We start from the raw sequence: 24,384 nt of genomic DNA on the forward strand, positions 1-24,384 counted from the left end.
GCCCGCCTCCGGGAGAGGAGTACCGGCCGGCGCGGGTGCGTACGGAGGAGGTAGCCCCTACACCGCCGGGGACTCCCACGGCCAGTGGCCCCGCTCCCCCGCCTCGAGCAGCGGGATCATGCGGAACGCGGCGTCGGACAACCCGCCGAAGAGGTGCCGGTTGCCGCCGGTGGGCCCGTGCCCGCGGCGGTAGCCCGCCAGGTTCCAGGTGTAGACCGGAACGTGGTCCGGAACGGCGCGGGTGGGTTCCTCGCCGTTCCGGCCCGCCCAGGCCTGCTCGTCGGTCACGAGCACCACCCGGTCGTGGCCACGGTAGTGTTCGCGGACCATCACGGCTGCGATCCTAGCGCTGGTTAGAGCAACCTGTTCCTGTACTTGCCCTACTGGCTGTCCGCCAACGACATGGAGTCACTCCGCCATCGGAGTACGGGTGTAGCCCTGCAGGGAACCGACCGTGGCCGCGGGAACACGCATCCCCCCGTCCTCACCGGCCAGGATGCGCCAGTCCCCATCCTGCCAACGCATATCGACCATGTAGGACAGGATCTTGTCGTTGTCGGGATCCTGGTCCAGCAACGCGAGGTCCACCCGGGTGTAGCCCTCGCCGTAGGCGAGCAGGGTGGCCCCTCCGATCGAGATCCGGGTGGAAGAGGGACCTGTGCTGTCTTCCTCCTCGAGCCTTTCCAAGGCGGTCTGCTTGTTCTCGCCCGGCAGAAACGTCTGCTCTACCAGGTCGGTTTTCAGCGGCGGATCGGTGGTCATCGCCACAAAGTTGCTCGCAGCCAGCACCGCGCCGGTGGGCGAGTAGGAGTAGCAGTGGCGTACCCCCGCATCCGAGGTCTCGCCCGGCCCGTAGTCAGGGTGGCTGGGCGCCTGGGTGGCCCCCACCGCCTCCCACTCGGTGCCCTCGGGGAACTGTGCGAAGTTGTCCTTGTCGTTGCCCTCCAGACCGCAGGCGCTGTCCCCCTCGGCCGAGGGGGTCGGTGACGTGCTGTGCCGCTCCTGCTCAGGGACCTCATCAGAGGAGATCTCTCCTTCCATACCGGGATCCGGAGAGGTTTCCCCGTCCGTATCGGGGTCCGAGGCAGAATCTGCCGTACCGTCACCATCGCCGCCGATGAGTGTTCCCACCGCAAAGGCGGTTCCCCCCACCAGGATGAGCGCCACGAAAGCGGCCGAAATGACAAAAACTGGCGTCGTCAGTCTACGACGGATCGGAGACGCGTAGTCGTGGTTGTGGGAGGAGCCCTCTGTCACTACGACTTGTCCTTTCTTCATCGGGAGTCAGGAAGGCGATTAGGTGAAAGACCGGTCCACGATCACGCTCCAGAACCATTCCTATATTCCCATATGCCATCTCCCTGGTAGGTATTGGCCACCCCTCGGTTCTGACGACCATGGGGCCAACCCACATACCCAATCAGCGGGAGCTGGTTAACCCAGCTGAGCAGAGGAAACCGCTCATACAACAATCGCAGTGATTCCTGGGATTCTGACCGGAACTGTTCTTGCCGACTGCTCGGCGGGGCCCGTCGCTCCGCCGTACCAGGGGTCCGGCACGCGGTTCCGGGTCCCCGCTATGTGGGAGGTCCCGAAAGCAGTGCGCTGGCCAGGATTCCCGCGGACACTATCCCGCCGATGAGCAGCATCATGAGCCCCACCACTGCCGGGACGACGAACTCCGCTGCGCGTTTGGTGTCCAGTTCGGCGAGCTGGAACCGCGGCGGGAAGTCGGGAGAGTAGTTGACCCGCACCGGTTGTCCGACGCTGAGTTGGCCCCAGTGCGGACTCCGCGGGCTTCGGGTGTGCACCTCGCGGCCGTCGGGCAGGGCGAAGCGCACCGTGCACACGATGACGACGCGCGTGTTTCCCCTGCCTCCGGTGGAGACACGCTGCTCCCACTGGTCGGTGACCGTCCCGGTGGTTTCCACGGAGCGGCGGCGCCGGCGCCGCTCCCCCGCCCCGCGCACCAGGGACACGGTGAGGAGCACCGCCCCGACGACCGGTATCGCCAGCGGGACGACGAGGAAAACGGTGGGGTTGGCGTTGCCGGCGAGGATGACCAGCGGGATCATCACCATCACCGCGATGACGCAGACGGGGAGCACGAACGGCGCCACCGCGTTCCACCGGCCCCGCTCCGGGCAGACCGGGAAAGGGCCGTGCGGGCCGTTGACCTCCTCGACCCGCAGGAGTTCCGGGTCCTCGGGAGAGTGGCGCACGCTCAGCCAGGCGCCCTCCGCGACGACGAACCCGCCCAGACCGTCGGTGACCCGGTGCTGCCACCGGTGCCCCTCACAGCCGTGGATCTCGACGAGCACCGGGTGGCCCGCTCCCCCGTTGAGGGACCGGTCCATGGGTTCGACCCGCACCACACGGGCCCGGGCGGGCACCCCGTGCCGGTCCAGGTGGCGCCGTCTCCGCCGGTCGCTCAGCGCCCGCCGCAGCGTGGTGACGGCTACCGCCGCGAACACGAGGTAGAGGACGGCAACGACGAAGGGGAAAAGTTCGGATTCCACACGGTTCCTTTACCAGGATTGCGAGGTTCGGACAATACTGGCGTCGTTGCTTACCCCCTCCCCGACCGGGAACCGCGATCGTCCCGCCGGCATCGGATCCGGGTGCGCACGTCGTTGTGTGACCGGACGCCGGAGAGGAGGATTCCACAACCATGAGCGGAACGGCCCGGAGGAACCCTTCCTGGAACCCTCCGGGGGCCAGGAAGGGGCTGTGGTGGTTCGGGGATGGGGGAGTCATGCTGCTCCTCGGTGCTGGATTCATCGGGTCCAGCTTCATCGACTACAGCGACCGCACCGAACGCGCCGATGCCGTGGTCAGCGACCGCAGCCGCCAATACGACCAGAAGTGCGACTGCCGCGAGACGGTTCTCTACGTGGACTACACCGCAGACGGGCACGGGTACGAGGGAGTGAAGCTGGAGGACGGCGGTGCGGGAAACCGCGAGGGTGACACCGTGACAGTGGCCTACCCTCCCGGGGAACCCATGAAGGTGGTCACCGCCGACATGACCGAGGAGGGGCCATACGACTTCATGCTGTATCCGGGGGCTGCCACGCTCGCGGCCAGCGGAGCGTTTTTCACTACCGCCGTGGTGAAGGCGCGGCGCAAGCACCGGGGCGGATAACGCGCTGGCCGGTTCGGGAGAGAGGGCGCTCTCCCCGGTGGGCGCGGAAGTGCCCCTGTTGCGACTGTTGCGCGACACTCGGGGATGGAACGCCCGCCCCCGTGGCGCGCGCGGCCCGTGCCGCACGGGCGCGGGCGGTGCGCACAGCGCCTCGTGCCGTGAGGACGGTCCTGATGTCCGAGGAGGAGAGCGACGCCTCCGCGTCCAGTGGGGAACCCGCGCCGCCGCGTGCGCTGTTCGACGGGCGCCTGCTCGACCTCGTCACGGCCGCGGTGGGCTTCCTCCTCGCCGGTGCGGTGGTCGCCTTCCTGGGAGTGGCGGGAAACGCGGCCAGCGGCGGAGGCGGCATATTCCTCCCCTACGTCGGCCTGGCCGCGGGTTTCCTCATCACCGCGGGCGGGGGCGGTCGGACGCGGACGCCGCAACCGGCCGGCCGCCGTACGTCCCGGTGCTCCGCGCCCCGGAGCGTCCGGGGAGGAGGAACCCACCGCCCTCCCCGGACGGTCTGTCCGCCGCTAGGCGCTGTCCTTCGGGAGTTCGACGGACAGCTCGTGGTGGAAGACGTTCTTGGGGTCCCACCGCTTCTTGGCGCGCTGCAGGCGCGGGTAGTTGTGCTTGTAGTACAGCTCCGACCAGCGGGTCTTGGACGGGTTCCACTTGTCGTCGTTGACGTCGACGTCGGGGTAGTTGATGTAGCACCCGTCGGTGACCTCGTTGGGGACCGGCACCCCGGTGTCCCACCCGTACATGGTCCGGTACAGGTTGCGGATCCACTCCAGGGGCTTGGTGCCGTCCACACCGTCCTTCCAGTACACCTGGTGCTGCATCTTCATGACGGAGTCGCGTTGCGCCATGGCCGTCTCGGTGTTGGAGACGGTGTTGACCTTCGAGCCGTAGGCGTCGATCTGCATCACCGCGTGGGAGATCCCGTCGGGCGGGTGGGTAAGGGCGTTCCACATCGCCTGGATCTGGCTGTCGGGCAGCGGCTTACGCAGGTAGGCCGACTTGTACTTGCCGGATTCGTCGTTGACGAGCGGCCCCACCTGCTGGAGCTTGTCCCACTCCACGTGGACGGGTTCCTTGGAGCCGGTCAGCACGGGGTGCTCGCCGTGGGCCTCGGGGCGGTCGGTGAGCGTGGTAGCCACGGTCTCGTCGATCATGTCGACGAACTCCCGCAGCCGCTCTTTGGCCTCCGGGATGCTGGCGTCGATCTGGGCGAGCAGGCCGACCTTGTCGTGCGTGCTGGGGGTGAGCTGCAGGATCCCGAACAGGTCGGCGTAGCGGTCGCCCTCCTTGCCCTGGTGGTTGTGGAAGAAGTCGCCGAAGTTGGTGACGATCCGGTGGAAGTCCGTGTACCCGTTGTCCAGGAGGTCCTTCCACTTCCATCCCGCCTCGACGCGGTAGGCCCCGGGTGGGGCGTGCGGCAGGCCGCGGAACCAGAACCGGGTGGCCACCCCGAAGTTGCCACCCCCACCGCCGGTGTGGGCCCACCAGAGGTCCTTCAGGTCCTCGTCCTCACTGTCGTGTTTCGCGGTGACCAGCTCGACCTCTCCCTGCTCGGTTACCACGGCGACCTCGACCGCGTGCAGGTAGTCCACGGTCAGCCCGTGCTGGCGGGAGAACAGTCCGAAACCGCCACCGATGATGTGCCCGCCGGCTCCGACGGTGTTGCAGGAGCCGCCGGGCAGCACCTTCCCGAGTTTCTTCCCGATCTTCTCGCCGATGTCCCAGTTGCTGGCGCCGGCCTCGACGCAGACCGCGTCCATACCGGAGTCGTAGTAGACGCCGTTCATCAGCCCGACGTCGATGATCACGCGGACGTCGTCGGAGCACACGAAGTTCTCGTAGCAGTGCCCGCCGGAGCGGACGGTGATGCGTTTCTTGTCGGAGGTGGCGGGTTCCTCGGCGAGGGCGGTTCTCAGCGCCTCCACGACCTCGTCGGGGGTGTGGACGAGCTGGACGTAGTGGGGCTCGGCGGTCCAACGGGGATTGAAGCCGCGTTTCAGGGTGGGGTAACGGTAGTCGTCGGGGGTGATCCGGAGTCCGGCCGAACCGTGTTCCATGGCTGTGGTGCCTTCCGTTTCCGGGGGAGGACGGCCCATCACGCACCGGGGCCGCCCGGCACGAGAGTCGCCCGCCCCGGGTGGACACGTAAGGCGTTTGTGGAACTCCATGTGGTTATGGACGGCCGAAACGGGATCCGTTTTCAGCCATCCGGCCAGTGACGGCGCCGGTCCGGTACCGCCCCGCGGCGGCAAGACGCCCACGGTTCCGGTGCCGCAGGGAGTGGCGGCCACCCGGACAGGATGGTGTGGTCACCCGCACGGGGTGGCCGCCGCGGCGGTGGTCTGCACCGTGCGGTGGGTATCAGCAGCGCCGAATCTCCCCGGGCGCGCGCCTCACGGGGCGCGCCCGCACCGGTCGCACCCAGCGCCCACCGCGCGCTGCCACCCGGTGGGCACGGTTCCCCTCTCCCCTCTGCCGGTGGGCGGCCGGGAGCTGTCACAATCGTGGCCCGTACGCCGAGCTCCGCCGAGCACACGCCCCGCCCGGGGCGGGGCAGAGCCCCAGGAGCACGGGAGGTGCCCCTGATGACGGAGGAGAACACCATCCCCGCAAACCGCGAGGGGCGCTACGCTCCGCGCTGGAGGCGGGTACTCACGCTCGCGGGAGCCACGGTGGCGTTCCTCGTGGTCGGCGTGGTGACGGCGTTCTACGGCAGCCTGGCGGCGTTCATGAGTGACACCTGCGGACCGGACGACACCGCCCCCATCTGCACCGGGATCGGCCAGAACCTGACGGTCGTCTCCCCGTGGATGGCTCTGACCATCGGGATCCTGCTCACTACGGTCGGGGGCGGAGTCGCCGTGTGGCGCCGGCGCTCGCTCACCCTGTGGCTGCTGAGCGCGTGGGCACTGCTCTTCCTGGGCCTCCTGGTCTCCTGGAGCATCGCCTACTGGGACGTCTAGGGCGCCGCCGCGCCCGTTCCCCGCGGTCTCCTCGCGGGGAACGCTCCCCGGGAGCGGCGAAGCGGCCCCGCGTGCCGGCGCGCCGCCCGGTTCACGGACCGAAGGGGTCCTCGTGCGCCGCTGCCCGCCGTGCCAGGCCCGCCAGCGCCTCCATCGCCGTGCGCTGCGGTCCCGGACCGAACGATACCCGGGCGACGCCCAGTCCGGCCAGTCTGTCCAGTCCCGGCCCGTCCGGGTGGCAGAGCACGTTGACCGGTCCGGGGACCCGTTCGGTCAGGGAGGCGATCGCCCCCGCGGACGGGGCGAGGATGGGGTAGACGCAGTCCGCCCCGGCGTCCAGGTAGCGCTTCGCCCGGTCGACCGCCGCGGTGACGGCCGCCTCCCCGGTGTCCGTACCGGTGAGGAACACGTCCACACGCGCGTTGAGCACCAGGTCCACACCGGCCTCCCGGGCGGCGGCGCGCACACCGGTGAGGTAACGCGCCTGGGTGTCCGCGTCGGTGAGGCCGCCGGTGCGGTGGTCGGTGTCCTCGAGGTTGCACCCGGCTGCGCCGATGGCGTCCAACCGTGCCACAAGCTCGTGCGGGGCCAGCCCGTAACCGGCCTCCGCGTCCACGGTGACGGGCACCTCCACCGCGGCGGTGACGCGTCCGGCGGCGGCGAGCATCTCCTCCGGCGGGGCGCCCTCGTGGTCGGTGCGGCCCAGCATCGCCGAGATGGCCGCGCTCGCCGTGGCGAGAGCGGGGACCCCCTCCGCCGCCACGGTGGTGGCGCTGACGGCGTCCCACACGTTGGGCAGCACCAGCGGGTCGCCGGGCTGGTGCAGGCTGCGGAGCCGGGCAGCGTGGTCGTCGCGTCGGTTGGTCACGGTTTCCTCTTCCTCCGAGGGTCCGGTGGTGTCTCCCCTTCCGACCCACCGGACCCTGGATCCGTGACACCGCTCCCCCGGCCGTGACCGGGATCACTGCCCGTCCGCCACGCGGGCCCGGCCGCGCTTGCGGCGGATGGTGCCGACGAGTACCGCCACCATCAGCGCGAACACGATCGCTCCGTCGACGGCGTGGGCGGCACCGAACCACGTGCTTCCCTTCTCACCCAGTTCGGCGAGGCCGATCTGGCCGACCACGGCCAGCGCGGCCAGCAGCAGCGCCAGCAGCGCGACGATCGTTCCCGGCCAGGCGAGCAGGGCGACGAGGAGAATCACCACCGCCAGGCCGGCGATCCCGTACCCCAGGGAAGCGTGGAACTCGAATCCTCCGCCGTACGCCCCGTAGCCGGCGAGTCCGACCTGGACGACGAGCGCCACCGCGCCCAGAGCCGCCAGTATGAGCAGGAGTGTCTCCATTCCGCGGCGGAACGCCGACGGCTGTTTCCGGCGCCGTCCCGGGTCCGTGGAGTGCGCAGGTTGCTCAGCCATCACTCAGCCCCCCTTGTGCGCTGCGATGTTACGGCAGCGTTCCCCAGCCTCCTCCCCCGGACACGGTTCGCGTAATCCCGGACACGCGGAGTGGAGAAACGAGTGGGCGTGCAGGTGCGACGTTCAGTCGGCGGCTGTCGTGGCCAGGTAGACCGTGTTGGCGGCGTCCCGTTCCTGCAGCGGGTTGTGGAACGTGACCCGCTCGGCGCGCGCCCGGTCGAAGACACCGGCGAGGATGGCGGTGAAGTCGTCGTCCGGCGGGTCGTTCGACCACAGGGCGAACGTACCGCCGGGGTGGAGGTGGTCCGCGAGGCGCCGGAGTCCGGCGGGTTCGTAGAACGCGGCGTGGGCGGGGTCGAGCAGATGGCGGGGTGAGTGGTCGATGTCGACGACGACGGCGTGGAACCGCCGCCCCGGGGTGTGCGGGTCGAGACCCGCCGGGTCGGCGGCCAGGGTGAAGAAGTCGCCGTGCACCATGCGGCACCGGGTGTCGGCGGCCAGGGCCGCTCCGGCGGGGACGAGGCCGCGCTGGTTCCAGTCGATGACGGCACCGAGGGCTTCCACCACGGTGACGGAGGCCACCCGCGAGTACTCCAGCGCCGCCCGGGCGGTGTAACCCAGGCCGAGCCCGCCGACGGCCACGTCCAGGGGACCCTCGGGCTGCTCCGCCAGGGCGAGCCGCGCCGCCTCCTCCTCGGCGACGGTGAACATGCTCGACATGAGGAACTCGTCGCCGAGTTTGACCTCGTACACGTCCTCGCCGGTGCGCGGGTCCCGGCGGCGGCGCAGGCTGAGCTCCCCCATCGGGGTGTCCTGCCAGTCGAGCTCCTGCAGACGCGCGCTCACTCGGTTCCCACTCTCCGCTACGGGGTGCCAGCTGTGTCCACACGGTCGGGAGCGCGGCCGGCCTCCCGACAGTCGCCTTCCATCGTATGTGCCCGGGGACCGGAACCTCGGGCAGCGGTCCACCGCACCCGCCGCAGTGGTCGCGAGAGTTCGCGCCGTGCTCCCGTTGCGAGTGGATCGGGGAAAGGAACGGAGAGGCCCGTGGTGAACGGCCGGGAGGGGCGGTTCACGGTCACCTCCTCCTCGTGACGCCACGCTCCGGGGCGGTCTGTCACTCGTAGTCGCGCTGCCACTGGGTGTCGTCGCGTTCCTCCCGGCGTTCCCGCAGCAGGGGGCGCCGACGGGGCCCGCGGCGCTGCAGCCGGGACAGCTCCCCGTTGGAGTCGCGCTGCCAGTGGGCGCCGTGGGAGTCGGTGAACCGCAGTTCCGGCACCGCCGTGGCCGAGTACATGTCCTCGGAGCCGGTGTTGTCGAAGCTGTAGGGAAGGGACCGGGTGGCCGTGGCGTGCGGCGGGACGATGGCCAGGTCGACGCTGTGCCGCTGTTCGCTGTTGGGCAGGCTGAACAGCAGCCGGCAGTTGAACACCGGGGACACTCCCCCGTTGTGCACGCACAGGACGTACTGTTCGTCGCGGCCGTGCCGGGCTCCCTCGTCCAGCCAGGCGGCGACGCTCTGCGCGTGCTCCTCCTGGCGGACCTCCCCCTCGTCCTGCCGGTTCAGCAGCATGATCCACACGTAGGAGGCGAACCCCAGCAGGGACCCCGCGCTGCCGATCGCCGACACCCACGACGCGGCGGTCTGTGTTGCCAGTTCGGTCACCACACCGTCCTCGTTATGGCGCTGGGACACCTCGGAAGGCCCCGCCCAGCCGTGTGCCCGCGCGATCGGGGTGCGCGGGCACACGGCTGGGCGGGGTCGGGCGCGGCAGCGGCCGTCACCCGTTCCCGCTCGACGAGCTCTCGCCGGTCAAGGCGTCCCTGACCCTCCTCCCGGCGCGTTTCAGGGCGGAGCTTGCCTGCTCGTACTTGCCCTCGGCTTGCCACTGGGTGCTCCCGGTGGCCTCGCCGGCTTCCTCCTTGGCCTTTCCCTTGAGCTCCTCGGCCTTGCGGCGTGCCTCCTCGCTGTCCATGGCGGCGCCTCCTAACTTCCGCGGTTCTCCCCGAGCTCTTCCTCGATCGGGTTGTCGGGGGTTTCCTTCTCGGTTTCGGCGACCCCGGGTGTGGTGTGGTGGCGGCGCGCTCTGGCCTTCTCCGCGTCGGAAAGCGGACCGGCGTCGTCGGTCATCTGCACCGAGGCGGTGACCTCGTCGAAATCGCCGTAGTCGGTCGGCGGCATGGCCTCCAGGGCACGGACCGTATCCTCGTCCGCGCCGTTGTCCCGGGCGGTGCGTACCAGCTGGTCCTTGTCGGCGGGGTAGTCCACGTCGTCCAGTGCCGCTTTCAGGCGCCGGGTCGTGGTCGTCGCGGTCATAACCATCCCCTCACACGTGCGTACGGGTCCCGCTACCGCGGGCGGGGACGCGCATGCGTGAGAGGTGGGTGATCTTCACCACACGGGGTGGGCCCCGGTTCCCGGTGCCCTCCGGTTCCGGCACCGGAGGGATCACAGGAAGGGGCGCAGCGGGGACAGGATGAGTTCGCTGCACTTGGCCACGAAGGGGCGGCTGTCCCACTCCTCCTTGGTCAGCTGGCGGGCGTTGGTGATGTCGTTGGCGAAGACGCGCTCGAAGTGTTCGGCCACCCCGTCGTCGTAGATCTCCACGTTGACCTCGTAGTTGCCGGTGAGGCTCAGCCGGTCGACGTTGGCGGTTCCGACGGTGGTCCAGCGGCCGTCGATGGTGGCGGTCTTGGCGTGCACCATGGCGTTCTGGTACACCCACAGCGACACCCCGCCGCGCAGCAGCGCGGAGTAGAAGCCGCGGGACAGCCAGTCGGCCACCACGTGGTTGGAGTTCTCCGGCACCAGCAGGCGCACGTCGACCCCGCGCCCGGCGGCGTCGATGAGCGCGTCCAGGATCTGGCGGTCGGGGATGAAGTAGGCCTGCGTGATGTACACGTGGTCCTTGGCCCGGTCGATCGCCTCCAGGTACATGGCCCGGATGGGGTAGATGAGCTGCTCCGGCACGTTGCGGTGCAGTCGGATGCGGGAGTCCCACTGGGCGGTGCCGATGTCGTCGATCCGGGGCTGGTCGGGCTTGCGCAGCATGTTCCAGAAGTCCCGGAACGCGTTCTCCAGGTCCCACACCGACGGCCCCGCCATCCGCAGGTGGGTGTCGCGCCACTCCGTGGCGTACAGCGCACCGACGTTGTAGCCGCCGATGAACCCCACCTCACCGTCCACGGTGAGGAGTTTGCGGTGGTCGCGGCCGAACTTGCGGACGTTCAGCAGCAGCGCGCCCGGCCGGAACAGGGGGTAGCGGATCACGTGCACCTGCGGGGGGAAGCGGAGGAACGGCTGGGGCACGACCAGGTTGGCGAACTCGTCGTAGATCACGAACACCTCGACGCCGCGGTTCGCCGCGTCGATCAGGGCGCGTTTGAACTCGCGGCCGACCGCGTCGCTCTTGAAGATGAACGTCTCGAACAGGATGCGGTGCCGCGCCCCGTTGATGGCCGCCAGCATCTCGCTGTAGAGGTCCTCACCGTAGGTGTAGACCGTGGCCGTGGTCTCGGCCACCGGAAGCTGGGTCGGGGGTGTGCGGGGGAAGGTGGTCCGGCGCGGGCGCACGCGCCGGCGCCACAGGTCGATGCCGACAAGGCTGGCGATCACCGCGGCCTGCGCCGCGAACAAGCAGAGCAGCGCACGCTTGATCGCGGTCATGACGATGGTTCGCCGCCGCATTCGCGTTTCCTCCAGTCCAGCGGTGTGGCGGAACGGGCTGCCCGGGGCCTGTTCGACGGACGCCCGCCCTTCCGCGCGACGCCCGGCGCCGCAGCGGTCGCGTCCGGCGGAGGATCCGGTCCGCCCCCGTTTGCGACCGCGCCAGCGCGGCACCGGCCGCGCCGCTCGTAGCGGCAGCGCCCGCCGGACAGGCCCCAGCCCCGCCCGGCGCGTGCCGGGGGGACTTTAACGGTACCGTTCCACGTCCCGCTGGGGCGGGGCCACACGCTGCGATCCGCGAACACGTCCGGCAGCGGGCCGACGCCGGACGGCACCCGGTCCCGGTCAGGTGGTGTACAGCCGTTCGATCTCGGCGGCGTAGGTCTTGGCGACGATGGCGCGTTTCACCTTCAGGGACGGTGTGAGCATCCCGTTCTCCTCGGTGAACTCCCCGTCGACGATGCAGAACTCCCGGACCGCCTCGGCGCGGGAGACCGCCTCGTTCGCGTAGTCCACCGCGCGTTGCACGTCGGCGCGCAGGTCGGGGTCGTCGCGCAGGTCCGACATCGGGGTGTCCAGGGGACGGTTGCGCACGGACAGCCAGTGTTCCATCGCCTCGGTCTCCAGGGTGACCAGGGCGGCGATGTAGGGACGGTTGTCGCCGACCACCATGCACTGGCCGACCGGGGGCCGGCTGCGCATCCGGTCCTCCAGCACGCTCGGCGAGACGTTCTTCCCGCCGGTGGTGATCAGGATGTCCTTCTTCCGCCCGGTGATGGTGAGGTAGCCGTCCTCGTCCAGCCGGCCGAGGTCGCCGGTGGCGAACCACCCGCCGTCGAGGACGTTCGCGGTGTCCACCGGACGGTTCCAGTAGGAGCCGAACACGATCCCGCCGTTGACGAGCACCTCCCCGTCGTCGGCGATCCGCACCGCGGTTCCCGGGATCGGCTGGCCCACCGTGCCGGGGCGGGGCGCCAACGGCGGGGTGACGGTGGCGGCGGCGGTGGTCTCGGTGAGGCCGTAGCCCTCGTAGATGATGATGCCGCAGCCCAGGAAGAACCGGCTGAGCCGGGTGTCCAGTGGGGAACCGCCGCTGAGCGCGTAGCGGAGTCTCCCGCCGAGAGCCCTGCGCACCCGGCGGTACACCAGCAGGTCGTACAGCCCGCGGGCGAGCCGCAGTTTCGCACCGGGGCCGGGCCCGGTCCCGAGGTAGGACTCCAGCATCCGCTCGCCGTAGGACACGGCGATACGGTCGGCCCGTTCGAACGAGGCGCCGCGGCCCATGCGCTCGGCGGTCGCCCGGGCCGTGTCGTGGACCTTCTCGAAGAGGTAGGGGACGCCGAGGATGAAGGTGGGTTGGAACGACTCCAGTTCGGGCCGCAGTTCCTCGGGCTGGATACTGGGGCAGTGCCCCACCACGATGCGCGCGTGCAGGCACGCCACCTGCAGGACCCGCCCCAGGATGTGGGCCAGGGGCAGGAACAGCAGGGTCGTTGGGGTCTGGCCGGTGAGTTCCTCGAACACGGGTTTCAGCAGTTCCACGAGGTTGACCGCCTCGGTGCGGAAGTTGCCGTGGGTGATCACGCACCCCTTGGGTCTGCCGGTGGTTCCGGAGGTGTAGACGAGGGTGGCGACCGTTTCCGGTCCGAGGGAGTCGCGGCGCCGGGCCACGTCCGCGTGGGCGACGTGGCGTCCCATGCTGGTGAGTTCGGCGACCGCGCCGGGGTCGCCGTCGATACGCCACAGTCGCGGCGGGTGTTCCGCCCCGGCCAGGGCGGTTTCCGCGGTACGGGCGTTCTCGGCGGTTTCCACGACGCACAGTTCCGCGCCGGAGTCCTGCAGGATCCAGCCGACCTGGTCGCTGGAGGAGGTGGCGTAGATCGGCACGGTCTGCCCGCCCGCCGTCCACACGGCGAAGTCGAACAGGGTCCACTCGTAGCGGGTACGGGACATGAGGGCGACCCGCCCTCCGGGGCGGAGCCCGGCCGCGATCAGCCCGGCGGCCAGCTCGGTGACCTCCCGGGCGAACTCGGCCGCTGTGACGGGCCGCCACCGCTTGCCGGCCCTGCGGCGGAGCACCACCGTGTCAGGGGCTTCGGCGGCGTTGGTGACGGGGATGTCCGCCAGACTTCCCGTGGGGTTGTCGGCGGCGAGTCCGGCGACGCGGGCCTCGCGGACGATTCCGCCCTCCCGGGTCACCCGTACAGGGGCGCGCCCGTTGAAGTCGGGGCGGCGTTTCGCTCGGCGCAGGTCCTTGAACACTCCCATGGTCGGCTCCCGTTCGCGTGGTCGCAGGGGGTGGGATCGGGGCCCGCGGGCGCCAGCGCCCCCGCGCCGAAGCGCTCGGAAGCGCGTGGGCGCGGGGACACTGGCGCGGTGCTGTGACACGGGACACACACCGCCCTTTATTTAACACAGGAGTAGAGTTACCTAGAGGGCGGAGTGCTTCGGTACTCAATCGTTACCGAAAACGTGTACGTATCCTGTCAACCCGTGGTGAAGACGCGGGGACGCGACGGTGGCATGCTGGAGGCATGGGACGACTGGAACTGCGCCTGCGAGTCGCCGAGGAACTACGGTTCTTCCTGCCCCAGCGCCACCGCGACGGGGAGTTCCACACCGTCAGCGACGCCGCCTCCCCGTTGGGACACGTGGTGCGCTCCGCCGGCGTTCCCCGCACCGAGGTCGGCTCCCTCCTCGCCAACGGAACCCCGGTACCGTCGTCCCACCGGCCCGACGACGGCGACGTCGTGGAGGTCCACCCGGTCGGCCGACCGCAGCGGCCCCCGACCCTGCCTCCCCGCTTCCTGCTGGACGTGCACCTGGGTGCCCTGGCGCGGCGACTGCGGCTGGTCGGGTTGGACACCGCCTACGACAACGACCGCGACGACCCCTCCCTCGTCGACCAGGCAAACGCCGAGGACCGGGTGCTGCTGAGCCAGGACCGCGGCCTGCTCCACCGCACCAACCTGCGCTCCGGGGCCTACGTGCGCGGGACCCAGCCCGACGAGCAGCTCGACGACATCCTGGACCGGTTCCTCCCGCCGCTGGCCCCCTGGACCCGCTGCACCAGCTGCAACGGCGAACTCTCCCCGGTGTCGAAAACCGACATCGACGACCTGCTGGAGTCCGGAACCCGGGCCAGTTACGACACGTTCGCCCAGTGCCGCGCCTGCGGCCGACTCTACTGGCCCGGCGCCCACCACGAGCGGCTCACCGCCATCGTCACCGCAGCGCAGCGCACCGTCGCCGCTGCCGCCGCGGAGGGGTGAGACCCCGCCACCTCACTGCGGCGGGGTGAGCATCCCGTAGGCGCGGGTGACCCACAGCCGCAGCACGAGCCGCTCCTGGTCGACCATCGCGGCACGGAACTCCTCCCAGTCCGGGTGCTCCCCGGACAGGGTGCGGTACAGGTCGACCAGTTCCTCGGCGGCCCCGTCGTGCGGGTCGGTGGTCACCGGAGTGAGTTCGGCCTCCCCCTCGGCGACCGCGTACTTCCACCCGCCGTCGCTGGTCACGTACAGGCTGGCCCGCGGGTCCCGGCGCAGGTTGCGCGTCTTGGCGCGGCTGTCGGTCACCGACACGCGCACCAGCCACCGCCCCGGATCGTAGGCGTAGACCACGTTGGACAGCTGCGGACGCCCGTCGCGTTTCAGCGTGACCAGCGCCCCCATCGTGTCGCGGGCGATCAGGTCGAGGTAGGGACCGGACGTCTCGGCCATGGGCACGCTCCAGAGACACACGGGAGGAACAGCGTCCCCATCCCACCACGGCGGCCGCCCTCCGGGAAGAGGGCGCGGCCGGGCGCCGCGGGGCCGGTCACACCGACGCCCCCTCCTCCTGGCGCACCATCGCCCGCACGGCCTCCGCGATCGACTCCGCGTCGATGCGCGCCTCGGCGAGCTGCTCGTCCGGCGTCGCCGAGGCCGGCATGGAGCTGACCGCGAGCTTCATCAGCCGCGGCGACGGGCGGGTGTCGGCGAACACGTCGAGGACGGCGTCGCCCAGCCCGCCCTCGGGCCAGTGGTCCTCCGCGACCACGATGCGGCCGGTGTCGGCGGCGGCCCGCCGCAGGGTGGCGGCGTCCACGGGTTTGATCGAGTACGCGTCCACCACACGCAGCGGGATGCCCTCCCGCTCCAGGATGTCGGCGGCGCGCAGCGCCTCGTGCACCGTGGTCCCGGCTGAGACCACCGTCGCCTGGTCCGCGTCCGAGGAACGCGGGAGTTTGCTCCCCCCGATCTCGAAGGTCTCGTCGGGGCCGTAGAGCACCGGCGTGTCCGCGCGCATCGTGCGCAGGTAGGTGATCCCGTGGTGGTCGGCCATGGCCGCGGTGAGGCGGGCGGTGGAGTTCCCGTCGCAGGGGTGCAGGACCACGCTGCCGTGCACGGCCCGCAGCGCGGCGATGTCCTCCAGCCCCATCTGGGAGGGCCCGTCCTGGCCGATCGCCACCCCGGCGTGCGAACCGACGAGCTTGATGTTGGCGCGGCTGATAGCCGCCATCCGGATGAAGTCGTAGGCGCGGCTGAAGAACGCCGCGAACGTGGCGGCGTAGGGCACCCAGCCGCGCACCTGCATCCCCACCGCGGCGGCCACCATCTGCTGCTCGGCGATGTAGCACTCGAAGAACCGCTCCGGGTGGGCCTTGGCGAAGTACTGGGCGCGGGTGGAGTCGGCGACCTCGCCGTCCAGCACGACGACGTCACCGCGGGCGTGGCCGAGCGCGGTGACGGCCTCCCCGAACGCGCTCCGGGTGGCGGTCTGGGAACCGGTGTCGTAGGACGGGAGTTCCAGCCGCCCCTCGGGGAAGCTGTGCGGCTGGTGCCCGGCCTCGGGCCGGGTCACGGTGACGCGGTTGTCCCGCACCCCGCCCAGCTCGGCGATGGCGGCCTCGGCGTCCGACAGGGGCTTGCCGTGCGCACCCTCCTGGTTGGCCACAGCGGAGGCGCCGGCGCCCTTGACGGTGCGGGCGATGATCGCGGTCGGCCGTTCCGGGCTCGCCTCCGCCTGGGCGTAGGCGTCGTCGATGGCGGCGGTGTCGTGGCCGTCGATCTCGATCGTGTTCCAACCGAACGCGGCCGCGCGGCGCTGGTAGGCGTCCAGGTCCCACCCGTGCCGGGTCGGGCCACGCTGGCCGAGCCGGTTGATGTCGAGGATCGCCGTGAGGTTGCCCAGGCCGGAGTCGCCGGCGTACTCCATCGCCTCCCACACCGATCCCTCGGTGAGTTCGCTGTCGCCGCACAGCACCCACACCCGGTACGGAAGCCGGTCGAGGTGCATGCCGGCCAGCGCCATCCCGACCCCGACCGGAAGCCCCTGGCCCAGCGAACCGGTGGCGACCTCCACCCAGGGCAGCCGCGGCGTGGGGTGCCCCTCCAGGCGGCTGCCGCGCCGCCGGTAGGACAGGAGCTCCGTGTCGGAGACCGCCCCGCACGCCTTGTACAGCGCGTAGAGCAGCGGCGAGGCGTGGCCCTTGGAGAACACCAGGTGGTCGTTCTCGGGGCTGTGGGGGTCGTCGAAGTCGTAACGCAGGTGGCGGGCAGCGAGCACCGCCATCAGGTCCGCGGCGGACATCGACGAGGTCGGATGCCCCGAGCCCGCGGCGTCGGCGGCGCGCACCGCGTCCACACGCAACTGCTGTCCCAGCTCGTACAGCCATGCTCCCTGCGACATGGCACCTCCCCTCGCGAGTCCACTCGGGACGCCTCTGACACGTCTACCCTGCGGCGACGCCTTCATGCCAGGATCCCGCCGCACCCCGTGTCGCGGCCGCCGGGCGGTGAGCGCGCCGAAAACGGCTGGAGGGAGCGGCGGCGCCGCCGCTAGGTTCTGTTTTCGGACGCTGTTCGTCGCGAGCGGCGTCTCCGGTGCCGCCCGGCACGGCCGGTCGGGGATGCGGAGCGGATCCTCCGCCGACCGACGGGAACGCCGCCGGGCGGTGTCCCGGGACGACGCGCAGCAGGACAAGCGTCCGAAAACAGAACCCAGGGTCCGGGGGCAAGCATGCCCGAACGGGCCCCACCGAACACAGGACTCGCCGATGACACCCGACAGCACCGGTTCCCTCCCCCTCCACCTCGTGGACGCGTTCACCGCCGCCCCGCACGCCGGCAACCCGGCGGCGGTGGTGCTCCTCGACGGGCCGCCGCCCCACGCGTGGCTGCGCGCCGTGGCCGCCGAGCTGAACCAACCCGCCACGTCCTTCGTCACACCCCGCGCGGACGGCGCGTTCGACCTGCGCTGGATGAGCGCGACCAGCGAGCTGGAACTGTGCGGGCACGGCACCCTGGCGGCGGCGCACACGCTGGCGCAGCGCGGCCTCGCCACCGACGGACCCATCACCTTCCACACCAAGTCGGGGCCGCTGCGCGCCCACCCGCACAGCGGCGGGGCCGAGCTGGAGCTGCCCGAGTTCGTCCCCGCACCGGTGGAACAGCCCGACTGGGTGCCGCGGGTGCTGGGGGACAGCGCTGCGGTGGCCACCAGCTGGACGGGGTTGGACTACCTAGTGGAGCTGGCCACCAGCGCCGAGGTGCGCCGGGCCGAACCCGACCTGTCCGCCCTGCGCGGCGTGCGGACGCGGGGGCTCGTCCTCACCGCGGCGGGCGGAGCCGGGGAGGACGACATCGTCTCCCGCGTCTTCGCCCCCGGAGCCGGTCTCCCGGAGGACCCGGTCACCGGGTCGGCGCACTGCGCTCTCGCGCCGTACTGGGCCGCGCGGCTGGGTTCGGACGGCGTCACCGGCTACCAGGCATCCGCCCGCGGCGGCCGGGTGGGGATGCGCCGCACCGGCGACGGCACCGTCCACCTGTCCGGGGACGCCGTCACCGTCCTCAGCGGAGTGTTGTCTCGCGACTCCGGAGTGTGACCCACGTCTCCGGTGGGGAGAATCCGCCCTGGTGAGAATGCCGGGCCGTGCTGCGGGGCCGGCCAGCGACACAGCGCTGGACCCGAGCCGCCGCCGGGCCGGCCTCGCCACGGCGACAGCGCAGCCGAACGTTGCACACTCTCCACAACGGAAACGCGAGGGCCCGCCCATGGATCTGTCTTTTCTCCGCACTGTGTACACGCCGGCCGCTCCGGTGGCGTCGCTCTACATGGACGTCTCCCGCGACCGGGAGGGTGCCGAGCAGGACATACAGGCGCGTTGGGACAAGGCCCGCGAGGATCTGGCGAGCCAGGGGGCCGACGCGGAGACACTGGGCGCCATGGACCAGGTCGTCGGGCGCGGCGACGGGACCGCCGAGCCGTGCGGCCAGCTCACGTTCGCCGCCGACGGGCGGGTGCTGTTCGACCGCCTGGTGGCCGACCCGTCGCAGGACTACACCGCGTTGTGGGGGCCGCTGCCCGACCCGGCGCCGTACCTGAAACGCCGCGGCCAGCACGTGCCCTACGTGCTGGTCATCGTGCACAGCGGCGGAGCCGCGCTGCGCGCGGTGGACGCCAGTGGGCAGCGCCACACGGAACGGGTGGGGCCGGGGCCCGGCAGCAACGGGGCCCAGCCCGAGGCGGACGCCGGGCAGATCGTGGCGGCGATCGACCGGCTCGCCGTGGGCGGCGGGGCGGAGACGATCGTGCTCGCCGGGGAGCCCGAGGGCCGGGAACGGGTCCGGAACCGGCTCTCCGAGGGGTTGCGGCTGCTGGCGGGCGACGTCGAGACGGAGACGGGGCCGAGCGGCCCGGAGGGGTTGCCGCTCGACGACGAGCTGCAGCGGCGGCTGGACGAGCGCGCCGAGGAGGAGCAGCGCACCGTCGCCAACGCGTTCGAGGAGGGGCGCGGGAACCCCGACCGGGTCACCGAGGGGTTCGCCCCGGTAGTGTACGCGTTGCGCCAGGGGCGGGTGGAGACGCTGGTGTGGTCCTCCGGTCTGGCGGGTGGGAACGCCGAGCTGTGGATCGGACCCTACGGGGAACACCTGGGGCTCACCGAAGCCGAACTGCACGACATGGGGGTGGCGGAGCCCGTGCGGGCCAACGCCGAGGCGGCGCTGATCCGCGCGGCGGCGCTCACCTCGGCGAAGCTGGCGTTCCTGCCGCAGCACGACGTGGAACCGGACGAAGGCCTCGGCGCGGTGCTGCGCAACGCGGAGGCGCACCGGTGAGTGCCGGGGTGGCCGGAGGCGTGCTCACAGCTGGGGGGCAGCCCAGGTGTCGACGCGCACCTCGTCCCCGACGGTGACCCTGCCGGTGCCCACCACGGCGGCTTTCATGCCGAAGGCGACCCCTCCCTGGCTGCTGCGCCGGTAGCGGGCCAGGGTCCGCAGCGGCTCCGGGCCCGCCTTGACTCCGGTCCGCTGGTCGACGGTGGTCACCACGCAGCGGATGTCGAGTTTGGCGTAGCCGAGGCGGGCGCGGCCGAGGGTCATGGACCTCACCCGGTCCTCGGTGTGCGGCCGCGGCCACCCCTCCACCACGATGTTGGGACGGAAGCGTTCCATGGGGACCGGTTCGCCCCCGGCGGCGGTGATGCGCCCGTTGAGGTCCTCCAGGGAGGCGCGCGAGGTCACCAGGACGGCGTGGCCGTCGGCGAACGCCGCGCTTCCCGGGGTCTCTCCCGAGGTGGTGCGCTGGTGGTCGTCGGGGACGCGTACGAGCCTGCTGGGTTTCCGGAGGGCGGCGGTCATCCACTCCGCCGCCTCCTCCCCCTGGTCGACGGCGGGGTAGGTCCTTCCGAAGAGCAGTACCTGCCGGCGTTCGCCGTCCGTGCGGGGCGTGAGGTCGAGGGGCTGTATCCCGGGTGCCCGCAGGGTGAGGCTCCGCCCGTCGGCGCTGATGTCGGGGCGGATCGTGGCCAGGTGGGGTGAGCCGCGCTGGGTGCGGTGGTCGCCGTCCGGGTCGACGACCATGAACGCCCGGTCGTGGCGGGGCCCGAGACCGGTCAGTTCCATCTCCGCCGGTGAGGTGCCCGCGCACCCCTTGATGGGGTAGTAGGTCAGCTCGGCGATCGTGGCCATGGGTGAGGGCCCCTCCTCTCCTCCCGGTTCCCACCGGTACAGGGCGGTTCCGGCGGGAAGCCTACGCCGCCGGGACGGCACACGGCACGTTGTTTCCGCGCCGCCCCGTTTCCGCGCCGCCCCGGTGGCGGGACGCTCCGTACCGGCCCGGGCCCCAGCCAGCACCCCGGCGTCCGATTCCCGCCAGCGTCCCGGCCGCCGGCGGCCCTAGCGTCGTTTCCGGCCCGAACACAGTACGGAGTGGGGGACGATGCACCGGAGAAGCGAGCCGGCGATCCTGTACGCGGGAACACCCGTGGTGCTGATCAGCACCACGAACACCGACCGTTCGGCCAACCTCGCGCCGGTCTCCTCGGCGTGGTGGCTCGGCTGGCGGTGCGTGCTCGGGTTGGGCACCTCGGGGCGTACGGCGGCGAACCTGGAACGCGGCGGCGAGTGCGTGCTCAACCTGCCCTCCAGCGACCTGGCCCCGCGGGTGGACGCGCTGGCCCGCACCACCAGCGCCGAGGAGGTCCCGGAGCGCAAACGCCGGCGGGGCTACCGCTTCGACCCCGACAAGTTCGCTACCGCCGGTCTGACGCCCCAGCCGTCCGAGCTGGTGGCGGCACCGCGGGTGCGGGAGTGCCCGATCCAGATGGAGGCCGCCGTGGAGGCGGTGCACGGGGTCGCTGAGGACGCTCCCGAGCTGCGCGGGCGGACCGTCGCCGTCGAGACGCGCGTGCGCCGGGTGCACGCGGCGGAGGAGATCCTCGCCGACGGCGACCCCGACCGCATCGACCCCGACCGGTGGCGCCCCCTGATCATGAGCTTCCAGCACTACTACGGCCTGGAGCCGCACCCGTGCTGGACCTCCGAGCTGGCGCGGGTTCCCAAGCGGATGTACCGCACCGCCGACAGCCGCGCCGCCCGGCCGGAGTGGGACCGCCGGTAACCGGCACCCCGCCCCTACCCCGCGCGGGTGCGGTGCCGCTGGGCGGCGCGCATCGGGATCAGGGCGAGGCCGGACAGGAGGTACATGAGGACGCTGTAGGCGATGACGGCACCGGCTGCCTGCTGCGCCTCGGCCGCCGCACCTGCGGCGAGTAGCGCGAGGGACAGGTTACGCACCGTCGTGACCATGGCCAGCGCCCGCCGCTCCGGCGGCCCGCCGGAGCGGGGCAGCGCGACGGTGGCGAGCGAGGCACCCACCAGCAGCGTGATGGCGAGGTAGGCCTCGGCGGGGAGCCGGGCGAGGTGCGGCGCCGACACCACGAGCACGTAGCCCGTCATGGTCACGAGCAGGACGTCGGCGACGCGCCGGCTGACCGTTCTCAGCCGGTCGGCTGCCTCCGGGCGGCGGGCACGCAGGAACATGCCGCCCACCAGGGGGACCGCCTGCACCGCCAGCAGCGCGGTGAGCTGGCTCCCGCCGTCGAGGCCGGCCGTGGGGGCCTGGGATGTGGCACGTGCCCACAGCGGCACCGCGACCAGACCCAACGGGGCGAGTATCCCCTGGATGCCCAGGGCCAGCACGGGGTCCGCCCGGGCGTGGTGGGCGAGCAGGACACCGGTGCCGCCGCCCGGGGCGGCCGCGGCGAGGACGATCCCGACAGCGACACCGCCGTCCAGGTCCAGGACCGCCACGAGCGCCACGGCCGACGCGGGGAGCAGGAGGAGGTTGGCCGCGAGCGCGACGGCGAGGGTGGCCGGGCGGTGCAGGAGGCGGACGAATCCGGACGGGGACAGCTCGGTTCCCACCGTGGTCATCGTGGCCACGAGCAGTAGCACCAGTCCGAGGGTGACGGGCGGGGCGTCCACCTCACAGACCGACCGTCGCGGGCGCGCCGTGTACGTGGGCCGCGAGCGGGGCCATGACGTGCTGCGCGTCGCGGTGTACGCCCCGCAGCGTGTTGGAGGAGAACGAGCGTTGGAACTCCAGGCCGACGTAGACCAGCCCCGGGTGGGTGGTGGAGACCCCGCCGGTGTTGCGGGGCGCTCCGTCGCTGTCGAGCGCGCCGAGTCTCTCCAGGTACCCCAGACTGGGGCGGTAGCCGGTGGCGAACAGCACCGTGTCGGCGGGCTCGCGCGTCCCGTCGGACCACACGAGCGAGTCGCCGTCGAAGGCGTCGAACACGGGGACGCGGCGCATCCGTCCGGTCTCCAGCGCGCTGCGGTAGTCGCCGGTCTCCATGACGAGGGTTCCGCCGACGGCGCGGGCGAGCCATTCCGGCGGCAGGTGGTCGAAGCCGCTCTGCGTGATCCAGTCGTGCAGGTCGCGGCCGTTGTGGCGCTGGTGGAGGAACCGCACCGGCTGGCGGGTGGCGAGGGTGACCGAGGCCGCCTTCCCCGACAGCTCGTAGCCGATCTGTACGGCGGAGTTGCCGCCGCCGACGATGACGACGCGCTTCCCAGAGTACGGGGCGGGTTCGCGGTAGTCGGCGGCGTGCAGTAGCTCGCCGGTGAAGCCGTCCTGTCCGGGAAGGGCGGGCAGGTGGGGGTTGGTGAAGGAGCCGCTGGCGGCGACGACGCCCTCCGCGGGGATCTCCTCGCCGCGGGTGGTGCGCACGGTGAAGCCGTGGCTGCCGGCCTCGACCGTCTCCACGGTGGTGTTGGTGCGGATGTCGGTGCCGAGGCCGTGGGCGTAGCGTTCCAGGTAGTCGGCCACCTCGTCGCGGCCGGGATAGCGGTCCGGGTCCCCGGGGAAGGGCAGGCCGGGCATCGCGCTGTGCCGGGCCGGGGAGAAGAGGGTGAGGCTGTCGTAGTGGTGGGGCCACGCGCCGGTGGGGCGGGGTCCCGCTTCCAGGACGACGGGGTGGAGTCCGGTGTCGCGGGCCGCGCGGGCGGCGGCGAGACCGGACTGCCCTCCGCCGACGATGACGACGCGGTTGTGGGGTGTGTCCATGCGCCCGATCATATCGTCATTTCGCGAATTGTCGATATGTAAGACGTGCGAGCATGGAACCATGAGCGAGCCCGGTGAGGCCCACGACCCCACGGCGCATCCCGCCGGCGTCTGCGGTGGGCAAACGCCCGTGGAGCTGGACGAGACGACACACGAGTTCCTCCGGGCGCTGGCCAGCCCCACCCGGCAGCGCATCATGCTGCTGTTCGCCCAGGGGGCGGAGCTGTCGGTGGGGGAGGTGGCCGAACGCACCGGCCTGGGCCAGTCCACCGTCTCGGAACAGCTCGCCCTGCTCCGCCGGGGCGGCATCCTCGCCTCCCGGCGGGAGGGCAAGACCGTGCTCTACCACTCCGACCGGGAGCGCGTCTCCCACGCCCTCGCCGACCTGCAGAACTACCTGCGGTTCTGCTGCTGACACGCCCGCCCCGCCTCGGGGTCGCTCCCACCGCCGCCACGGCACTCGCGGTGGAACCGTACGCCGCCGCCGGCGGTCCTACCCACGCCAGGGAGGCCGCGACCGTGCCCAGCGGCAGTGGGGCACGGCGGCCGGTGAAACGCGAAGCGGAACGGATGTGTCATGACGGCACCACGACGTGTGCTGGCCGCGGCAGCGGCCGGTTCCCTCCTGCTGCTGTCCGGGTGCGGGATGATGCCCGGCGACGACGGGAACGGTTCGGACGGCGGGAACGGTTCGGACGGCGACTCGGCGGACTCCGGGAAGGACGGTGGGCAGGGGAACTCCGACTCCTCCGACGGCGGGGGCGAGAACACGTGGGAGGGCCAGTTCCCGGAGGGGGTCTCCCCGGTCATCGAGATGGACGAGCCCGGTGGCCAGGCCCAGCAGGAGGCGTTGGACGCCTACTTCTCCTTCTACGGCGACCTGTTCCAGGCCATCTACGACAAGGACGGCGAACAGGCGTTCCTGGACGAACGGCTCACCGCTGACGCGCCCTCCTCCGAGACCCTCAGCAAGGGCATGAACGCCTACATCGACGCCAACGCCGTACCGGCGGGCGACATGCGCTTCTACAACGGCGAGCTCGGCGCGTGGTCGCAGGACAGCGTCCAGGTCGACTTCTGTGTCGACCAGCGGAGCTTCACCGTGCAGGACGCCGACAGCGGCGAGGGGACCGAGCTCAGCAGCGACTCGTTCGAGTCCGAGATGTTCCAGCCGGGCATCCTCGTCGCCAGCGGGGCGTTCGAGAAGGGTGAGGACGGCACCTGGCGCAGCGGTTCGTTCTCCCTGGACCCCGTGGAGGAGGACGGGGCCGACACCTACGGCTGCCTCGCCGACAAGGAGGATAGCCAGTAGCCTCCTTCGGCGGCCCGCCTCGCCCCGCTGCCGGGGCGG

Annotated in this window: 25 protein-coding genes; 8 read left to right on the forward strand and 17 right to left on the reverse strand. The window is 71.5% G+C overall.

All coding sequences use genetic code 11. The features are described 5' to 3' along the window. Positions 1–57 precede the first annotated feature (57 nt). The 3 genes from FHX37_RS15745 to FHX37_RS15755 all read right to left on the reverse strand — a co-directional run bounded on the left by FHX37_RS15745 (position 58) and on the right by FHX37_RS15755 (position 2,519). Complete coding sequence (locus FHX37_RS15745; RefSeq protein WP_246062316.1) at positions 58–333, reverse strand: hypothetical protein; 276 nt, start codon at positions 331–333, stop codon at positions 58–60. Positions 334–408: 75 nt separating this feature from the next. Then, positions 409–1,257 carry a hypothetical protein gene (locus FHX37_RS15750; protein WP_141924610.1) on the reverse strand — a complete coding sequence of 283 codons (849 nt, stop codon included), beginning with the start codon at positions 1,255–1,257 and terminating at the stop codon, positions 409–411. A 320-nt stretch (positions 1,258–1,577) separates the two neighbouring features. Further along, complete coding sequence (locus FHX37_RS15755; protein WP_141924611.1) at positions 1,578–2,519, reverse strand: DUF3592 domain-containing protein; 942 nt, start codon at positions 2,517–2,519, stop codon at positions 1,578–1,580. A 152-nt stretch (positions 2,520–2,671) separates the two neighbouring features. Here FHX37_RS15755 and FHX37_RS15760 point away from each other — a divergent pair, with 152 nt between their 5' ends. After that, a complete protein-coding gene (locus FHX37_RS15760; protein ID WP_141924612.1) occupies positions 2,672–3,145 on the forward strand; it encodes a hypothetical protein in 474 nt (157 codons plus the stop codon). Positions 3,146–3,660: 515 nt separating this feature from the next. Here the strand turns inward: FHX37_RS15760 and FHX37_RS15765 are convergent. After that, positions 3,661–5,208 (reverse strand): FAD-dependent oxidoreductase, encoded by a 1,548-nt coding sequence (locus FHX37_RS15765; protein WP_141924613.1) that lies wholly within the window; start codon positions 5,206–5,208, stop codon positions 3,661–3,663. A 528-nt stretch (positions 5,209–5,736) separates the two neighbouring features. Between FHX37_RS15765 and FHX37_RS15770 the strand changes: the two genes are divergently transcribed. Then, positions 5,737–6,114, forward strand: a complete 378-nt coding sequence (locus tag FHX37_RS15770; RefSeq protein WP_141924614.1) for a hypothetical protein — start codon at positions 5,737–5,739, stop codon at positions 6,112–6,114. Positions 6,115–6,205: 91 nt separating this feature from the next. Here the strand turns inward: FHX37_RS15770 and FHX37_RS15775 are convergent, their stop codons facing one another. The 8 genes from FHX37_RS15775 to FHX37_RS15810 form a co-directional block, all read right to left on the reverse strand. After that, a complete protein-coding gene (locus FHX37_RS15775; protein ID WP_141924615.1) occupies positions 6,206–6,982 on the reverse strand; it encodes an isocitrate lyase/PEP mutase family protein in 777 nt (258 codons plus the stop codon). Positions 6,983–7,075: 93 nt separating this feature from the next. Next, entirely contained in the window at positions 7,076–7,531 is a 456-nt protein-coding gene (locus FHX37_RS15780) for a hypothetical protein (RefSeq protein WP_141924616.1), read from the reverse strand. A 123-nt stretch (positions 7,532–7,654) separates the two neighbouring features. Then, positions 7,655–8,377 carry a spermidine synthase family protein gene (locus tag FHX37_RS15785; RefSeq protein WP_141924617.1) on the reverse strand — a complete coding sequence of 241 codons (723 nt, stop codon included), beginning with the start codon at positions 8,375–8,377 and terminating at the stop codon, positions 7,655–7,657. A gap of 271 nt (positions 8,378–8,648) precedes the next feature. Continuing rightward, positions 8,649–9,197 (reverse strand): hypothetical protein, encoded by a 549-nt coding sequence (locus FHX37_RS15790; RefSeq protein ID WP_211351847.1) that lies wholly within the window; start codon positions 9,195–9,197, stop codon positions 8,649–8,651. 115 nt (positions 9,198–9,312) lie between these two features. Further along, the gene (locus tag FHX37_RS15795) at positions 9,313–9,507 is read right to left on the reverse strand and encodes a CsbD family protein (protein WP_141924618.1); all 195 of its coding nucleotides are present in this window, start codon (positions 9,505–9,507) and stop codon (positions 9,313–9,315) included. Positions 9,508–9,518: 11 nt separating this feature from the next. Further along, positions 9,519–9,848, reverse strand: coding sequence for a DUF2795 domain-containing protein (locus FHX37_RS15800; protein ID WP_141924619.1), 330 nt, complete (start codon positions 9,846–9,848; stop codon positions 9,519–9,521). A 132-nt stretch (positions 9,849–9,980) separates the two neighbouring features. Next, on the reverse strand, positions 9,981–11,219 hold the full coding sequence (locus FHX37_RS15805) for a phospholipase D-like domain-containing protein (protein ID WP_141924620.1): 1,239 nt from the start codon (positions 11,217–11,219) through the stop codon (positions 9,981–9,983). 324 nt (positions 11,220–11,543) lie between these two features. Further along, entirely contained in the window at positions 11,544–13,466 is a 1,923-nt protein-coding gene (locus tag FHX37_RS15810; protein ID WP_141924621.1) for an AMP-dependent synthetase/ligase, read from the reverse strand. A gap of 266 nt (positions 13,467–13,732) precedes the next feature. Between FHX37_RS15810 and FHX37_RS15815 the strand changes: the two genes are divergently transcribed. Beyond that, the gene (locus FHX37_RS15815; RefSeq protein WP_141924622.1) at positions 13,733–14,470 is read left to right on the forward strand and encodes a Mut7-C RNAse domain-containing protein; all 738 of its coding nucleotides are present in this window, start codon (positions 13,733–13,735) and stop codon (positions 14,468–14,470) included. Between the two features lie 12 nt (positions 14,471–14,482). Here the strand turns inward: FHX37_RS15815 and FHX37_RS15820 are convergent, their stop codons facing one another. Both FHX37_RS15820 and FHX37_RS15825 read right to left on the reverse strand, forming a co-directional pair. After that, positions 14,483–14,920, reverse strand: coding sequence for a PPOX class F420-dependent oxidoreductase (locus tag FHX37_RS15820; protein ID WP_141924623.1), 438 nt, complete (start codon positions 14,918–14,920; stop codon positions 14,483–14,485). A 97-nt stretch (positions 14,921–15,017) separates the two neighbouring features. Further along, positions 15,018–16,871, reverse strand: coding sequence for a transketolase (locus FHX37_RS15825; protein ID WP_141924624.1), 1,854 nt, complete (start codon positions 16,869–16,871; stop codon positions 15,018–15,020). Between the two features lie 367 nt (positions 16,872–17,238). On the opposite strand from FHX37_RS15825, the gene FHX37_RS15830 reads away from it, so the two are divergent. Next, positions 17,239–18,066, forward strand: coding sequence for a PhzF family phenazine biosynthesis protein (locus FHX37_RS15830; protein ID WP_141924625.1), 828 nt, complete (start codon positions 17,239–17,241; stop codon positions 18,064–18,066). Between the two features lie 193 nt (positions 18,067–18,259). Next, entirely contained in the window at positions 18,260–19,300 is a 1,041-nt protein-coding gene (locus tag FHX37_RS15835) for a baeRF2 domain-containing protein (protein WP_141924626.1), read from the forward strand. Positions 19,301–19,324: 24 nt separating this feature from the next. On the opposite strand, the gene FHX37_RS15840 is transcribed toward FHX37_RS15835, so the two are convergent. Further along, positions 19,325–20,152, reverse strand: coding sequence for an MOSC domain-containing protein (locus FHX37_RS15840; RefSeq protein ID WP_141924627.1), 828 nt, complete (start codon positions 20,150–20,152; stop codon positions 19,325–19,327). 250 nt (positions 20,153–20,402) lie between these two features. Here FHX37_RS15840 and FHX37_RS15845 point away from each other — a divergent pair, with 250 nt between their 5' ends. Then, positions 20,403–21,083 carry a flavin reductase family protein gene (locus FHX37_RS15845; protein WP_141924628.1) on the forward strand — a complete coding sequence of 227 codons (681 nt, stop codon included), beginning with the start codon at positions 20,403–20,405 and terminating at the stop codon, positions 21,081–21,083. A gap of 14 nt (positions 21,084–21,097) precedes the next feature. Here FHX37_RS15845 and FHX37_RS15850 read toward each other — a convergent pair whose 3' ends face one another. Together FHX37_RS15850 and FHX37_RS15855 are read right to left on the reverse strand one after the other, a co-directional pair. Beyond that, entirely contained in the window at positions 21,098–21,949 is an 852-nt protein-coding gene (locus FHX37_RS15850) for a bile acid:sodium symporter (protein WP_141924629.1), read from the reverse strand. Between the two features lies 1 nt (position 21,950). Beyond that, positions 21,951–23,033, reverse strand: a complete 1,083-nt coding sequence (locus FHX37_RS15855) for a flavin-containing monooxygenase (protein WP_211351848.1) — start codon at positions 23,031–23,033, stop codon at positions 21,951–21,953. A 61-nt stretch (positions 23,034–23,094) separates the two neighbouring features. On the opposite strand from FHX37_RS15855, the gene FHX37_RS15860 reads away from it, so the two are divergent. Both FHX37_RS15860 and FHX37_RS15865 read left to right on the forward strand, forming a co-directional pair. Next, entirely contained in the window at positions 23,095–23,448 is a 354-nt protein-coding gene (locus tag FHX37_RS15860) for an ArsR/SmtB family transcription factor (protein WP_141924631.1), read from the forward strand. 162 nt (positions 23,449–23,610) lie between these two features. Next, positions 23,611–24,345, forward strand: coding sequence for a hypothetical protein (locus FHX37_RS15865; protein ID WP_141924632.1), 735 nt, complete (start codon positions 23,611–23,613; stop codon positions 24,343–24,345). Positions 24,346–24,384: the final 39 nt, after the last annotated feature.

Origin of the sequence: Haloactinospora alba (genome assembly GCF_006717075.1) — a bacterium.
Lineage (GTDB): Bacteria > Actinomycetota > Actinomycetes > Streptosporangiales > Streptosporangiaceae > Haloactinospora > Haloactinospora alba.